We start from the raw sequence: 15,103 nt of genomic DNA, 5'->3' as shown, positions 1-15,103 counted from the left end.
ATGTCTATCAAACATGCGATACTTGGGCTTTTGCATCAGAAGCCTCGGCATGGCTATGAAATAAAAACCGAATTTGAACAAATGGTGCATAAGCAATGGCCGCTCAACACGGGCCAGATTTATACGACAATAGAACGGCTTGTTCGCGATTCGCTTGTCGAGCCAGTTGATGGGGAAGAGCAGGATCGGAAGCCATATAAAATTACGGCTAAAGGGACAAAGGAATTGCTTGATTGGCTGCTTCAGCCTGTCGAGCGTTCCTTGTTCAAGGATGAGTTTTATTTCAAGCTGCTTTGCGCCAAGCAAATCAATTTCGAGCAACTGCAGCCGATGATTGATGGACAGAGACGGCTGCTGCTTATGTCGGTGCTTCAAATGACACATCTGAAAAATGAGATGGACATGGAGCGCGATGCCGCCATGGTGCTTCTGCTCGAGGGCAGCCTTCTCCATCTGGAAGCGGATATTAAATGGCTGGAGCTTGTCGAGTCCCTCCTTGCAGACAAGCCTTGAAAATTCATCAAAGAACAATTAAATACACAAATATACAAAAAACAGGCTATACATCTTATCGAATGAGATGATAGAATGTTAATTATCATTCTGTATAAAATTTCTAAATTATCATGATAAAGGTCACTTTGGTGGCCTTTTTGATTTTCTGCGCAATTGCCAATCCGTTAGAATCGAGGTTTTATGTCTTGAAAAAAAGCTATTTTATTTTAATATTAATTTTTATTTTGATTTTAACGGGATGCCAAGCGCATCAAGTCGAGATGAAAGAGGATGCAGTCGTAAAGATACTTGCTACGAATGAAAGTAGTTTTTACGAAGAATATGGAAAAGTATTTCTCGCTACGCACCCTAGTTATACATTAGAGGTGATCTCTATCTTCGATCATCATACCGCTGGTACGGATATATCGAAGACTATTGAGGATCTTATTTTGAAGGAAAACCCGGATGTACTATCTGTTCCAATGGAAGCTTACTCCGTCTTGCAAGAAAAGGGGAAGCTGGCATCGTTCTCCGATTGGATCAAAAGAGATAAATTTGACCTAAAGGGCTATACGCCAGCTGTTATTGATTATTTGAAGGATGAGCAGGGCAGCCTTTATGGATTAACGCCTACTTTTGTTGGACAAGCACTTTATTATAACAAAAAGATTTTTGATCAGTCAGGCATCTCGCATCCTGTAGACTTTATGACTTGGGATGAGGTTTTTGAGCTGGCACAGAAGTTTGCTGTCCCTATTGATCGTGCTCCTGTGCAGTTTGGCTTATACCATAAAAACGTGCTAAACCCTTTCATGATGGCTCTGACTATCGGAGAAGGCAGTGGTTTGTCATTCTATAACAATGAGAAGTTTACATTCAGCTCGCCAGCTTGGGACAATGTATTTTTGAATGTAACCAATTGTTTCAAGTCAAATGCCTGTTACGATGCAAGCCGAGTTGAAAAAATGGACTCGATGAAAAGGGATGAAGCAGCGAAGAGCACGTATCCATTTCTAGTTGGAAATATCGCCATGGCAGTCGAGGAATCAGGCATGTATCAACATTTAATGAAAGCTGGGGAAGAGGATCATGGCTTTGATTGGGGAGTGGTTACCCTTCCAGCTAGTTCTGAAAATCCAGATATGGGAAATGGTATTTATTTAAAAAATATTTTTGCTATTCTATCGGATGCACAAGAGCCGGAAGGCGCCTGGGAGTTTGTAAAATATTTAGCGGGCGATGATTATGCAAGACTCCTTCCTCAAATAAATGTTGATGATCTGCCTGCGCGGCCGAATCCAGCTTCGCAGGACGAGAAGCTGGCGCCTTTTTATCAATTAGAGCGTGTAAATAACAAGCTGATCAATCAGCTGCGCAGTCTTCCTAGGCCTATGATCGCTAAGCTGGACGAAGTGACTCCAACGTATATTGCTGACATCTTCTCGGATAAAAGTTCAGTTCCTGAGGCTTTAAAAGCAATGGAGGAGGAGCTGCAGGCTGCGCTTGCGCAGACTATGGAATAACTCAAACCTACTCTACTTGTTATGGAGAACTCGACTTCTGAAATTGGAAATGTTGGTTCTTATAGTGAAGCTGCCCAGCCTTCGAGCAGGGCAGCTCCTTATTATGAAATGCGTGTTTAGAAAAAGGGGCTCGCCTCGCTATTCCTCGGCCGCAGCGCCTTCGATATCCCGAACCATAAACCATTCGCCGTCGACCATAAAGCGGCCCTTCAGCTGATCGACCCGATCGACGATGCCGACGACGGTCAGCTCCTCAAGCGGATGGAACAGGCGGAGCGTGATGGAATGGCGCTGCTGCAGCGATTCGGTGACGAGGCGGGCAACATTTTCCCATTCCTGCTCGTCAAGCTCTACGCGCTCTCGATGCCTCAGCGTCTTCTCGTGCTCATTAATGGCGACTTTATGCTCGGGCAGCATCATGCGGCTCGACTCCCAAAGCCCGTTGCCTTCAAGCTTCTTTCTCATTTGTAATGTCCTCCGATCTTCTCCGAGCGATGCAGCGCTTGCCCGGCGGGAGATACGGACACCGCTCTTAAAATAACGGCGTCCCCGTACTTCTGCTTCAGGGCATCCGTTGCCCTCTCAAGCGCCATCGTCTTCTCGCGGTTTGGGTCAAACAGCGAAAGCTGGTACTCGTCATCCTGCGAAAATTGCGTCAGGCTGACTCCGACCTTTCTCACGGGATAGCCGTCCCAGTGCCGCAGCACCAGCTGCACCGCAGCGCGGTAAACCTGATTGGTGACGTTGGTCGGATCGTCCATTTTCATTTGTCGGCTAAAGCCGGTCGGCCGGTCATAGTCAGCTCCCATTAATCCCACGGACACGACATGCCCCATATACCCTTTGCCGCGGCAGCGCTGGCAAACAAGCTCAGTCAGCTCAAGCAGCACGACCTTGATTTCCTCCAGCTTGCCATAGTCGCGCGGCAGCGTCATCATATGTCCTACCGCCTTCGGAGCGACCTGATGCGTTCCCGGCGTAACGGGGCTGTCATCGATTCCGTTCGCAATCCGCCAGTACAGCTCGGCGTTGATATCAGAGTTTTTGCCGAATTTGCGGCGCATCATCTGCTTCAGCTTATCGAGCGGCGTTGCGGCTATTTTGCCGATCGTATCGAGTCCCATCGCATTAAAATGCCGTGTCATCCGGCTGCCGACCATGAACATTTTGGTGGTGGGCAACGTCCATAGCGTATCTTGAAGCTTATCCTTCGAGAGAATATAAATGCCCGATTCATTTTTCTTCGCGTAGTTGTCGCAGGCCGTCTTCGCCAAAATTTTATTTTCCGCGATGCCGAAGCGGGTGTATATGCCAAGCTCCGCAGAAATGCGGGTTTGGATATGATGCGCGAGCTCCTCAGACGATCCGTACAAATGCAGCGAGCCGGTCACATCTAGAAACTGCTCATCGATCGAATAAGGCTCGACAAGATCGGTATACGACTGATAAATGCGCGTAATGATCATGGAAATATCGATGTACAGCTGCATGCGCGGCCTAATGATCACTAAATTCGGACACTTGGCAAGCGAATCGCCGAGCCGCTCGGCAGTCGTTACCCCAAATGACTTGGCGATGGGGCAAGCGGCAAGAATAATGCCGGATCTGCGTTCGGGATCGCCCGCAACGACAACCGGCAAATCGCGGTACTCCGGATGCTCCGCCTTCTCCACTGACGCATAAAACGATTGGCAATCCGCCAGCATAATGACTTTGCTAAGAGACATTTCGGCTCACCAGCTCTGCCGCTAATACATTTGCCGCGAGAAAGACGCGCTGCGCGCCCGAGTCGATACAGAAGGCTCTGACGTAGCCGTCCCTAACGGATAGAACCCGAATTCTTCGTTTCGTAAACTTGCCTTTTTTGCTCATATAAATCACATCAACGACACAACCGATTGCGCTGAACCATTTTTCCAATGTCATGATGCATCCCTCCATAATAAGAACGTCTGTTCTTATTATATACAGAACACCCGTTCTTATACCACTGGTTTTTTGTGGATGTTTTTTACAAGGTATATCCAACTGTCCCGTTGCAAACGCGATGCATGGCGAGAGAGGAGGATGCCGTTATATAAACGGCCTGTTTTGTCTTGCGTGCAAACGTAGCTGGAACGCTTATAGCCGGGCAAATATAACGCCGTACATATTTACATCCATAATGCGCCAAAATAGAAGCAACATGGAAACGAAAGGTGCCGTTATGAACAAACAAAATGAAGGGACGTCAACGCCGTTCAGTCCATCTTTGCATGCGAACGTCGAGACGATTCGCGACCGCTTCGGCGGCAGCTCGGATATCGTGACCCGAATGTTTCGCAGCGATGCCGCGCCAGATCGCGAGGTCGCGATTATCTATGTAGATGGAATCGTAGATTCGGAGACGATTAACGAAAGCGTCATGGAGCCGTTGATGTCGATGAAGCTGCCGGAGCATGCGTACGTGAAGGGCGGCCAGCTGCTGGAGGCGCTTCGCAACTGCATCGTTTCAATCGGATCGGTACAGCACATCCATTCATTGGAGCAAGCTCTCCAATTTATGGCGGAAGGGCTATGCGTCATTATGGCGGATGGAAGCGCATCGGCATTGACTGCGGATACCGGCGGAGGCGAGCAGCGCAGCGTCACCATTCCGCAGACCCAGACCGTCATTCGGGGGCCGCAGCATGGCTTTGTTGAAAGCATTCGAACCAATATCAGCTTAATTAGGCGAATTATACGCTCCTCCGACCTTCATGTGCAGGTGCATAAGATCGGGCAGCAGACGCATACGAACGTGGGCGTGCTCTATTTGCACGGGGTAGCGGATGAACGGATCGTGAAGGAGGTTTACCGCAGGCTGGCGGCAATCGAAATCGATGGCGTGCTGGAGAGCGGATATATAGAGGAATTTATTCAGGACGAGACCTTCTCGCTGTTTCCGACGCTGCTCAATTCAGAGCGTCCGGATACGGTAGCGGCGGCGCTGCTTGAGGGAAGAGTCGCGGTTATGGTTGACGGATCGCCGATAGCCTTGATGGCTCCAACCACTTTTTTCACCTTCTTTCAGTCGCCCGAGGATTATTATCAAAGGTTCGATATTGCAACATTCGTTCGCATGATTCGTTACGGCGCGTACGTCATTTCGATTCTCCTTCCTGCCCTGTATATCGCAGTCACGACTTATCATCAGGAGATGCTGCCGACAACGCTGCTTATTAGTCTAGCGGCGCAGCGGGAAGGCATCCCGTTCCCGGGACTGCTCGAAGCGCTTCTCATGGAGGTCACGTTCGAGGTGCTTCGCGAGGCGGGACTACGAATGCCGCGGGCAATCGGGCCAGCCATCTCCATCGTCGGCGCTCTCGTGCTGGGGCAGTCTGCCGTGCAGGCGGGCATTGTTTCGGCGGGTATGGTTATCGTGGTATCCTTCACAGCGATTTCAAATTTCGTCATGCCGGAATTCAATATGGCGGCGACCTCGCGCATTATCCGGTTCCTCTTCATGATTATGGCGGGTGTTTTAGGTTTTTTTGGCATCTTCGTTTCGGTGCTGTTTATGCTCATTCATCTCGCATCGCTGCGATCCTTCGGCGTGCCGTATATGTCGCCGATGGCGCCGGGACCAACAAAGCAAGGCATATGGAGAGATGTGTTCATACGGCTGCCATGGTGGGCGATTGTGCTTCGGCCCCTTGATTTGAACCTGCGTAATCCGAAGCGTCGGCCAAATGGCAAAAAACCGCCGGCCCAGCGTCATTCCGGCAAGCCGTAAAAAAGCCGTAAAAAAGTCGTAAAGAAAGGGAGGAACGGCAATGAATAAATGGAAGCTGCTGCTGCCGCTGCTTGTATGCTTGCTTGCTGCCGGCTGCTGGAACCGGGTAGAGCTGAATGATATTGCCGTTATTTCCGCAACCGGCGTTGACTGGAAGGATGGGAACTGGGTGCTGTCGTATCAGGTTGTTATTCCACAGGCGATTTCAAGTCAGGGCGCTGCCGGCAACTCGGCGGCGGTCAATGTGTTTTCCACGAAAGGCGAGAGCATTCGGAGCGCAGTCAGCAAAGCCAGCCAAGAAACGTCGCGGCGTCTCTACTTCTCGCATACTCAAATTATTATTATTGGGCAGGAGGCTGCCCGCAAGGGTCTGGGCCCGCTGCTCGACACTTACCTTCGCAACCATGATTCCCGTGAGACGGTCAGCGTCTACTTGGCGAGAGGCAGTGCGCGCCGGATGCTGGAGCAGCTGATCCCGCTTGAGAAAATCCCAGCTGCAGCCATTCAGCGGATGATCACCAATGAAGAGATGAACAGCTCTATTTTTCGGGAGATGACGATCCACCAAGTGCTGATAGACTTGCTCGGCACGACACACGCTACGGGCATACCGGGATTGGTCGTGGCAGGCACTAAGGAGAGCATGGATAAGGCGGAAAAGCTGACCCGCACCAATACGCCCTCCAAGGTTAGATTATCTGAATTGGCATTGATTAAAGATGATAAGCTGGTAGGCTGGATTAACAATGAGGAGAGCCAAGGCGCGATGTGGCTTACGAATCACGTGAAGAGAACGACGATCCCCTTTGCTTGTGCGAAGGACGGAAAAGGAGAGCGGGGCTCCTCTATACGCATTACGCATGCGAAGACAAAGCTGCGTCCTGAGCCGTCAAACGGCAAGTGGATTATGCACGTGAATGCAAGTGCGGAAGGGACGCTGATGGAATACAATTGCGGCAGCAATCTCAGTGAGCCTAATCAGGTGGAGAAGGTCGAGCAGCTTATTGAAGGTGAGATTGCCGCTATAATGGAGAAAGGCTGGAAGTCCGTTCGCAAGCATCGAGCGGATGTGCTGGGCTTTGGCGATGTCATCCACAAAAAATATCCGAAGCAATGGTCGCAGTCGGAAAAAAACTGGACGGAGCAGTTTCCAAACACGGAAGTGAAAATAGCGGTAAAAGTAAAGATCGTATCGACGGGTATGAGCGGAAACGGTATGAAGAAGGTGCAAGAAAAGGAAAAGGAAAAGGAAGGCTCATAGTCGGAAAGGAGACCGTATGCAGCAGATCGGGAAAAATCAGCTTTCCATTTTGATCATCGTTTTTTTGCTGGGAAGCACGCCTTTGTTCGAGCTCGGCATCAAGGCAAAGCAGGACGCATGGATGGCAATGACGCTGGCAGCGTTTGCCGGCCTGCTGCTTACTGTCATGTATATTCGCGTACAGAAGCGGTCCCCTGAATCGGAGCTTGCCGAGCTTTACATCATGCATTTTGGCAAATGGATCGGCGGCTTTGTCGGCATTCTTCATGCTTTGTGGTTTGCCTACGAATCGATGCGCAACGTGCGGGATGTCGGCGAGCTTACGATGATGGCACTGCTTTCCTTCACGCCAAAATGGATTATTATGCTGTTCATTATGAGCGCTGCGGCTTACACCGTAAGCAAGGGGCTTGAAGTGTTTGTCCGAGTCGTACAGCTGCTGTTTCCCATTACAGCGCTCAGTTATTTTTTCATTATTTTACTTTTGCTCATAGCCAGATTGCCGAACATAACGCATCTGCTTCCGCTCATGGAGCATGGGCCGATGCCTGTTGTGAAGGCGGCATTTCCCGACCTGCTGTCCTTTCCTTTTGGACAAATGATCATTTTTTTCGTGTTCTGGAAGCATGTCAGCGAGAAAAAAATGATCGGGCGCGTCTCTTATTGGGCTTACATCGGGGTATCGGCTTTTCTTATTCTCATGAATGTGCTCACGCTTTGCGTGCTTGGGCCGGAGATCGCTTCACTTACCGCGCTGCCGCTGCTTGAGGTCGTGCAATTGATCACGCTGGCTAATTTTCTGGAGAGGTTGGATGTTATTGTAACGCTGCTTTTGTTTATCGGGCTCTATGTGAAAATGACGGCGCTGTACATGGCGTCGGTATTCACGTTTAACGCGGTAACAGGCATCGCCTATCGGTATTGCGTCATGCCGATCGGGCTGCTTATCTATGCAGCGTCGTTTGTGGAGAGAAATAACACGGTACATATTTGGGTCGGTCTCGACATTACGCTGAAGGTCGCTCCGCTATTTCAAATTATACTGCCGCTGCTTATGCTTATCGTAGGCATACGAAAGAAGTATAAAACAGCGGCATAGCATCGGTTAGTTGTTAGGCACTTCTACTCCTCACCGAAAAGGCTGCGCCGACATATTTTATGGGTACAGCTTGAAATATGAGCATAGATGAGCTGCTTATATTTCATCGCGGAACGAGCTTTTGCCGCCGAAGGACTGCGTAAGCCGTTTACGCTTGCTTGAGGGGGATACGCGTGAGCGATGCCAATAGGTGCATGACAAGCATTATTCTTATTGCCTGCAATAAGCTTGATTACACGAAGCAATGCGTGGAGAGCATTCGGCGGCATACGCAGCGTGGCTGCTATGAGCTGATTATTGTAGATAATGGATCGATGGATAATACGGTGGAATGGGCAAAAAACGAAAGCGACCTCATCGTAATCGACAACGGTTTCAATGCAGGTTTTGCCAAGGGCTGCAATCTGGGGCTTGCCGCCGCTTCGGGCGAGCTTCTCATGCTGCTTCATAACGATACGATCGCAACGCCAGGCTGGCTTGAAGGATTAAAGCGCTGCTTGCTAAGCGATGAACGGATTGGAGCGGTTGGCCCCGCAACGAATTCGGCATCCTACTGGTCGACTATTCCGACCGCATATAAGACGATAGAGGAAATGGAGCTGTTCGCTTCCGCGCTGCATGCGTTTCCCGACAAAACGAAGTGGGAGGAGCGCGTGAAGCTGGCTGGCTTCTGCCTGCTTATGCAGCGGGAGGCGTATGAGCGGGTCGGAACGTTTGACGAGAGCTTCGGCATGGGCAGCTTGGCGGATGACGATTATTGCTTGAGACTGCGGCTTGCAGGCTACAAGCTTCTGCTGTGCGGAGATACATTTATTCACCATAACGACGGCAGCGCTCCCTTTAGCTCCGAGCCGGAGCTGTTGCTGCAAGCCTACAGGGGCAATGCGAACGTGTTTAGGGCTAAATGGGGCTTTGATCCAGATGATGCGACGCAAATCAGAATGGATTTTAGTACGGTTATACAACGAGAATCCTATGAATACAAGCGCGAAAATAGCTCCATTATGGAAATTGGCTGCGGCTGCGGGGCGACAATCCATCATCTAAAAAATCATTTTCCAGCAGCCAAATGGTACGGTGTCGAGCGGAGCGAGCTTGCGGCGAGTGTTGCCGAGGCATCAGGAATAACGGTGTTCCGCTCGAACGAGCCGAAGGATTGGGCGCTGCCTTCCGAAGGACTGGACGGCATCCTGATCGGAGATGCTCATGCTTACGGCATGCCGCAGTCGATGAAGCGATTAGTCAGCCTGCTGCGGCCCGGAGGCTGGATCATCGGCGGCTTCGCGAATCGATATTATTTTGAAAATATCCGGCAATACTTAGATCCTTCAAATGTATTCGCGCAGCGACAAGCGGCGATCCAGTATACGCTCCAGCAGGTGAAGCAGCTGTATGCCCAGTCAGGCTTTGCATACGTGAAGGCGACGCTCGCAGAGCATAAACCGCAGGAGCAGCTTGGCTATATCAGGCTGCTTGGACAATTGACGAATGAAGCGATAGCGGATGAGCTTACGGCCGCTTATCTGCTCGTGTTCGGCAGAGTCGCTTCCGCAGCAGAGCCGCTGGCTGCCGAGGAAGCAGAAGACATTGCAGAGGAAGAGGATGTTTCCGCGTTAGGAGCGGATACGTCATTAGTCACCGGCGTACAGTCTATTGGCTCCCCGGATAGCGGCGAGGAGCTAAGGCTGTCATGGAAGCCGAGTGAGCGGATCCCGCTTCATGCGCTTAAGAGCGTCGAGCCGATGTATATCTTCGACATATGCAGGGAGTCAAAGGGCAAACAGGCTTGATGATAATCATTTTCAAAAAAATACTAGCATAATGATCGGGTTTTGCTATACAATTGGTAGTGTTGACGAACCGAATATGTTCCGGGGAGCTGGTTAGGCCGGCTGAGAGGGAATTATCTGTACAATTCCGACCCGTTAAACCTGATCTGGATAATGCCAGCGTAGGGACAGAAGCACTGTTTGTTCAGCAAGCTCGATCACAGCGATCAAGTTTTGCTGCAAGCAGCTGCACAGCCGATTTATATGGCGTCCTCCGGATTAGGGGGACGCTTTTTTGTATGTGCTGCTGTACCGGATACGGATACGGGCTCGTCATCTTATACAAATAGAAGCAGTGAGAGGGGAACTAACACATCATGAATCAGAAGAAAAAAGGGCAACAGTCGTGGAGGATCGTAGCTGCAATGCTTGTGTTCGTCATGGCGCTTGCAGGCTGCGGCACTAACAACAGCGCGCCGGAAGCGAGCAAGGAGCCGCAAGAGCAAGAGGGAGCAGCGGACAAGCCGCTTGAGAAGGTGCAGGTCGTACTGGACTGGACGCCGAATACGAATCATACCGGGCTTTATGTTGCTAGAGATAAAGGCTTTTTTAAAGAGCAGGGGCTTGATGTTGAAATTATTCAGCCGGGCCAAAGCGGCGCTGATCAAATGGTAGCGACGGGCAGCGTACAGTTCGGCGTAAGCTATCAAGAGTCGATCACGATGGCGCGGATTGCGGGCGTGCCGCTCGTGTCGATCGCAGCGGTTATTCAGCATAACACCTCAGGCTTCGCATCTCCGCTTGCTAAGGGGATCGATTCGCCGGAGAAGTTCGAAGGCAAAACCTACGGCGGCTGGGGCGCTCCTGTCGAGGAAGCGGTCATTCAATCCATTATGCAGGAGAAGGGTGCGGATGTCAGCAAAGTAAACCTGATCAGCATCGGCGACAGCGACTTCTTCACGGCAGTTAAGAAAGATATTGATTTTGCATGGATTTATTATGCATGGACAGGCGTGGAAGCGGAGCTTCGCGGCGAGAAGATCAACATGGTTTATTTGACCGATTACAGCGACAAACTGGATTATTATACGCCAGTTCTTGCGACGAACGAGACGATGATTAAAGATAAGCCGGAGGTGGTCAAAGCGTTCACGGCTGCCGCAGCAAAAGGCTACCAATACGCAATTGACAATCCGGAGGACGCGGCAGAGATTTTGATTAAAGCCGAGCCTGATTTGAACGCGGAGCTTGTGCGCGCAAGCCAAAAGTGGCTAAGTCCGAAATATCAGGATGATGCGCCGCGTTGGGGCGAGCAAAAGCTTAGCGTATGGGAAAATTACGCGAGCTGGATGTTTGATCACAAGCTGCTTGAGAAAGAGCTTGAAGCGGACAAAGCCTTTACGAACGAATTTTTGCCGGAATAAGCATTTTAAGAAAATCTAGAGAGGCGGCAGCATCTGCCGCCTCTCGCCAACAACGATGAGAAAGAAGGAATTCAGATGGCAAACGCATTGGTAAGCATTCAAATACTGCCGACAACGCCGGGCGGCGAGAGCGTCATTCCTTACGTGGATCGAGCAATCGAGATCATCAAAGCAGCGGGTGTCCCTTACCGCGTAGCACCGCTTGAAACGACGATGGAGGGCGAGCTTAGCCATCTGCTGAGCGTCGTGCAGTCGATGAGCGAAGCGATGACGGAGATGGGCTGCCCGTCTGTAATTTCACAAATCAAAATTTACTACAATCCGGCAAGCGGCGCTTCGATGGGCAGGCTGCTTGAGAAATATCCAGATGGGCAATAAGAGAACGCTCTGGCCCCAAATATGGCCTCCAGCCGCAGTGCTTATCACGCTGCTGGTTTGCTGGCAGGCGGCAGCCTCGCTTGGATTATTTCAAGAATGGCTCATTCCGTCGCCGATTTCAATCGTAAAGGAAGCGATAGAAATATGGCCGAGGCTTATGGAACATACGGGAGCGACAGTGCGAATCATGCTGCTTGGCTTTGTGGGAGGATCGGCGGTGGGCTTCGTGCTCGCCGCTTTGCTGCATTTAATTCCCGGCGTACGTACGGCGGTGTACCCCTTGCTTGTCTTGTCGCAAAACGTACCCATTATTGCGATTGCCCCCATTCTGACGATGCTGCTAGGCTATGGAATGCTGCCAAAGGTGCTGCTTGTCATCATGGTGTGCTTCTTCCCGATAACGGTTGCGATGCTGAGCGGATTAATGAATACCGATGCGCAGCTTCGCAATTATTTGCAGATGATCGGCATTCGCAAATGGCAGCTGTTTTGGCGATTGGAGCTTCCGCATGCGATCGTCCATTTATTTTCCGGATTAAAAATCGCGGCCTCCTACAGCGTGCTAAGCGCAGTTGTGGCCGAATGGATAGGCACGAACAAAGGTCTCGGCGCATTCATGATCATTTCGTTCAAAGGGTTTATGCCTGATCGCGTGTTTGCGGCAGTCATTATTATCGTTGCAATCAGCTTGACGTTATTTGGGCTGATCACCTTAGCGGAGCGTCTTGTCATTCGTTGGCGCCCTAAGAAAGAGGTGAGGTAGCGAATGAGCAATAAAGGCGAGAATCTACACGCTACACTGCAGGTGCAGAACATTCGGAAGCAATTTGGCCGAGGCTCCTCCAGCAAAGAGGTGCTGGCTGGCTTATCATTCTCCGTTGCTGATGGAGAATTCGTGTCCATTGTAGGGCCCTCAGGCAGCGGGAAAACAACCTTGTTTCAAGTCATTGGCGGCTTAGAGCGGCCATCGGAAGGCGAGATCTGGATCGACGGCAAGCAGACGACAGGCGAACGCGGACATATCTCTTATATGCCGCAGCAATCATCACTGCTGCCGTGGCAAACCGTTGCGGGCAATATCGAGCTGTCGCTTGCGATCTCTGGCGTTGATCGCAAGACCGCGAAGGAGAAAACGAGAGAGTGGCTTGAGCGAATCGATCTACATGAATATGCGGATTCCTATCCCCATGTCCTATCCGGCGGCATGCAGCAGCGCATTTCCTTCCTTCGGGCTTTGCTTGCGCCGCGGCGCCTGATGCTGCTGGATGAGCCGTTTGGCGCATTGGACGCCTTGACGCGTCAGCAAATGCAGCAGTGGCTCATGTCGATCTGGGAGCAAAATCGCAGATCGGTGCTGCTCGTTACGCATAGCATCGAGGAAGCTTTGTATCTGTCAGACCGGATTATCGTGCTGTCCGCTTCACCTGCTGTGGTGCTGGAGGAATTCCAGATCCCGTTCGAGCGTCCGCGCCATGAGGCTTTATGGACAGATCCACGGTTTAATACATTGAAGCAGCAGATTTATGAGCTGCTTAAGGTCGGCGCGAAGGAAGGGAGCTAACGATGGCAAGAACATTAAGGGCAGATCACCTTGAAATGCAATCGGACTTGAAGGCTGCTTCATCAGCTGGCTTATGTATGGATGCACATCTTCACGTGGATTTGTATGCGGAGGAGGAGCGGGAGGCGCTGCTGGCTGCTGCCTTCGCTGAAGGCGTTGAGGCGGTGGTTGCGGTCTCCATGCATCTGCAATCCTCGGCCTTGAACCGCGAAATCGCTTTGCGCCATGCCGGACGGGTTCATCCGGCTTATGGCTTTCATCCGGAGCAGCCGCTTCCAGCCGAAGCGGAGCTGGACGAGCTGTTCGCATGGATTCGCTTGCGTCATGCAGCGGGAGAGCGGTTTGCGATCGGAGAGGTCGGACTGCCGTATTATACGCGTTTAGAAGCATCACAAGCGGGAATGCCATTTGACGAAAAGCCGTATTTGGAGCTGCTTGAGCATTTCGCAGCACTTGCCGGTGAGCTCGATCGCCCGATTGTGCTGCATGCAGTATATGAGGATGCAGGCAAAGCTTGCGACATATTGGAGAGGCATGGCGTTCTCAGGGCGCACTTTCACTGGTTCAAGGGCAGCGAGGATGTTATTCGCCGGATGGCAGACAGCGGCTATATGGTTTCGATAACGCCGGATGTTGCTTACGAGGAGGAGATTCAGCGACTTGTCGCGCAATATCCAATCGAGCAGTTGATGGTCGAGACGGATGGACCGTGGCCATTCGAGGGGCCGTATGCAGGCAAGCCGACGCGCCCTGCCATGGCTGCCGATGCGGCGAGACATATAGCAGATATTAAACGGATGCCCGCTCAGCAGGCTTCGGCAATCTTGCTGGCGAACACGCGGCGTTTTTATGGACTCTAATTGCTTAAATGAAGGCTGCCATGTAGAATGAATGATTCTACAGGGCAGTCTTTGCTTTTGTTTGCGGCAATCGTACCGCTTTGTCCATTGCGAGTGTCGCTCCCGCAGCATACAAATAAGGATAGGGTAATAAGACAGGCCACATAGGGCTGCAGAAGGGAGCCAAACGATGGCAAAGCTCACAAAGGAACAATTTATCGCGACATTGGCGCCGACTGTCATACGGGTAAGGAGAGAAGGATCGCCGATGTTTCCATCCGTGCGGTTAGCGCAAAATCTCCTCGAAACAGGAGGAGTCATTCATTCTTGGAATAATTTAGGGGGGATTAAGGTTGGCAGCGGCCAGACGAATGCTTATTGGCATGGCAAAGCGGTCGTAAAAGGAACTTGGGAGGTTATGGATGGGCGCAGCATAAAAACAAAAGCCGCATTTCGAGCCTACGACAGCGTATATGACTTTTATAAGGATTTGGATTTGCTGCTTGCAGCGCCGCGATATGAGCGCGTTCGCCGTGCTGTAACGCCTGAGCAGCAAGCAGATATGCTGTATGCATGCGGCTACGCAACGGATCCCGCATATCCAGCTAAATTAAAAGCTATTATTATACAGTATAATTTGAAAAAATATGATGCTTTAAGCGTTCAGCAGATGGCAAAACCGGATCAACTCAAGGATGCAGAGCATGTTGCTGTTGAATACAAGGGGAAGGTTATAGCCGATGGCTGCTTGCTTAATGGCGTAACTTGGGTACCTGCAAGGGTGCTTGGCGAAGCGTTAGGTGCGAAGATTAGTTGGACAGGGACACATGTGGCTGTAAATGGCAAAGAGCTCGAATCCATTTTGTCCGAAGGAACGGGCTATGTTCAGGTACGAGCATTGGCATCGGAGCTTGGATTAGCCGTAAGCTGGGACCCGGCAGCGCGGGAGATATTGCTGACCTCAGATTGATCGGAGAACAAAAAAAAGCTTACGGGC

Annotated in this window: 15 protein-coding genes and 1 riboswitch; of the genes, 12 read left to right on the top strand and 3 right to left on the bottom strand. The window is 50.9% G+C overall.

From position 1 onward, the window contains the following. Both AC2TDN_RS06355 and AC2TDN_RS06350 read left to right on the top strand, forming a co-directional pair. On the top strand, window positions 1–513 hold the full coding sequence (locus AC2TDN_RS06355; protein ID WP_484687342.1) for a PadR family transcriptional regulator: 513 nt from the start codon (window positions 1–3) through the stop codon (window positions 511–513). Between the two features lie 188 nt (window positions 514–701). After that, complete coding sequence (locus AC2TDN_RS06350; protein ID WP_484687341.1) at window positions 702–2,021, top strand: extracellular solute-binding protein; 1,320 nt, start codon at window positions 702–704, stop codon at window positions 2,019–2,021. A 138-nt stretch (window positions 2,022–2,159) separates the two neighbouring features. Here the strand turns inward: AC2TDN_RS06350 and AC2TDN_RS06345 are convergent, their stop codons facing one another. The 3 genes from AC2TDN_RS06345 to AC2TDN_RS06335 are packed head-to-tail and all read right to left on the bottom strand — an operon-like array spanning window position 2,160 to window position 3,947. Beyond that, window positions 2,160–2,486: a YolD-like family protein gene (locus AC2TDN_RS06345; RefSeq protein ID WP_482065608.1), complete on the bottom strand. Its 327-nt coding sequence runs from the start codon at window positions 2,484–2,486 to the stop codon at window positions 2,160–2,162. Further along, complete coding sequence (locus AC2TDN_RS06340; protein WP_482065607.1) at window positions 2,483–3,748, bottom strand: DNA polymerase IV; 1,266 nt, start codon at window positions 3,746–3,748, stop codon at window positions 2,483–2,485. The genes AC2TDN_RS06345 and AC2TDN_RS06340 overlap by 4 nt, the downstream gene beginning before the upstream one ends. After that, window positions 3,738–3,947: a hypothetical protein gene (locus AC2TDN_RS06335; protein ID WP_482065606.1), complete on the bottom strand. Its 210-nt coding sequence runs from the start codon at window positions 3,945–3,947 to the stop codon at window positions 3,738–3,740. The genes AC2TDN_RS06340 and AC2TDN_RS06335 overlap by 11 nt, the downstream gene beginning before the upstream one ends. A gap of 280 nt (window positions 3,948–4,227) precedes the next feature. Between AC2TDN_RS06335 and AC2TDN_RS06330 the strand changes: the two genes are divergently transcribed. The 10 genes from AC2TDN_RS06330 to AC2TDN_RS06285 all read left to right on the top strand — a co-directional run bounded on the left by AC2TDN_RS06330 (window position 4,228) and on the right by AC2TDN_RS06285 (window position 15,076). Next, entirely contained in the window at window positions 4,228–5,775 is a 1,548-nt protein-coding gene (locus AC2TDN_RS06330) for a spore germination protein (protein WP_484687340.1), read from the top strand. Window positions 5,776–5,815: 40 nt separating this feature from the next. Then, window positions 5,816–7,036 (top strand): Ger(x)C family spore germination protein, encoded by a 1,221-nt coding sequence (locus AC2TDN_RS06325; RefSeq protein ID WP_484687339.1) that lies wholly within the window; start codon window positions 5,816–5,818, stop codon window positions 7,034–7,036. Window positions 7,037–7,052: 16 nt separating this feature from the next. Then, entirely contained in the window at window positions 7,053–8,135 is a 1,083-nt protein-coding gene (locus AC2TDN_RS06320) for a GerAB/ArcD/ProY family transporter (protein ID WP_484687338.1), read from the top strand. Between the two features lie 173 nt (window positions 8,136–8,308). Then, entirely contained in the window at window positions 8,309–9,925 is a 1,617-nt protein-coding gene (locus AC2TDN_RS06315) for a glycosyltransferase (RefSeq protein WP_484687337.1), read from the top strand. Window positions 9,926–9,997: 72 nt separating this feature from the next. Beyond that, window positions 9,998–10,110, top strand: a riboswitch (TPP riboswitch). A gap of 171 nt (window positions 10,111–10,281) precedes the next feature. Then, the gene (locus AC2TDN_RS06310; RefSeq protein ID WP_482065601.1) at window positions 10,282–11,328 is read left to right on the top strand and encodes an ABC transporter substrate-binding protein; all 1,047 of its coding nucleotides are present in this window, start codon (window positions 10,282–10,284) and stop codon (window positions 11,326–11,328) included. Between the two features lie 75 nt (window positions 11,329–11,403). Beyond that, entirely contained in the window at window positions 11,404–11,706 is a 303-nt protein-coding gene (locus tag AC2TDN_RS06305; protein ID WP_169083133.1) for a thiamine-binding protein, read from the top strand. Further along, on the top strand, window positions 11,696–12,469 hold the full coding sequence (locus tag AC2TDN_RS06300; RefSeq protein WP_482065600.1) for an ABC transporter permease: 774 nt from the start codon (window positions 11,696–11,698) through the stop codon (window positions 12,467–12,469). The genes AC2TDN_RS06305 and AC2TDN_RS06300 overlap by 11 nt, the downstream gene beginning before the upstream one ends. 3 nt (window positions 12,470–12,472) lie before the next feature. After that, the gene (locus tag AC2TDN_RS06295; protein WP_482065599.1) at window positions 12,473–13,267 is read left to right on the top strand and encodes an ABC transporter ATP-binding protein; all 795 of its coding nucleotides are present in this window, start codon (window positions 12,473–12,475) and stop codon (window positions 13,265–13,267) included. Between the two features lie 35 nt (window positions 13,268–13,302). Beyond that, the gene (locus tag AC2TDN_RS06290; RefSeq protein WP_484687387.1) at window positions 13,303–14,127 is read left to right on the top strand and encodes a TatD family hydrolase; all 825 of its coding nucleotides are present in this window, start codon (window positions 13,303–13,305) and stop codon (window positions 14,125–14,127) included. Window positions 14,128–14,296: 169 nt separating this feature from the next. Beyond that, window positions 14,297–15,076 carry a glucosaminidase domain-containing protein gene (locus tag AC2TDN_RS06285; RefSeq protein ID WP_482065598.1) on the top strand — a complete coding sequence of 260 codons (780 nt, stop codon included), beginning with the start codon at window positions 14,297–14,299 and terminating at the stop codon, window positions 15,074–15,076. Window positions 15,077–15,103 lie beyond the last annotated feature (27 nt).

The sequence above is a fragment of the Paenibacillus sp. Y660 genome (genome assembly GCF_057221575.1).
Note: the sequence above shows the minus strand (reverse complement) of the source record. Positions and strands in the feature narration are given on the sequence as shown.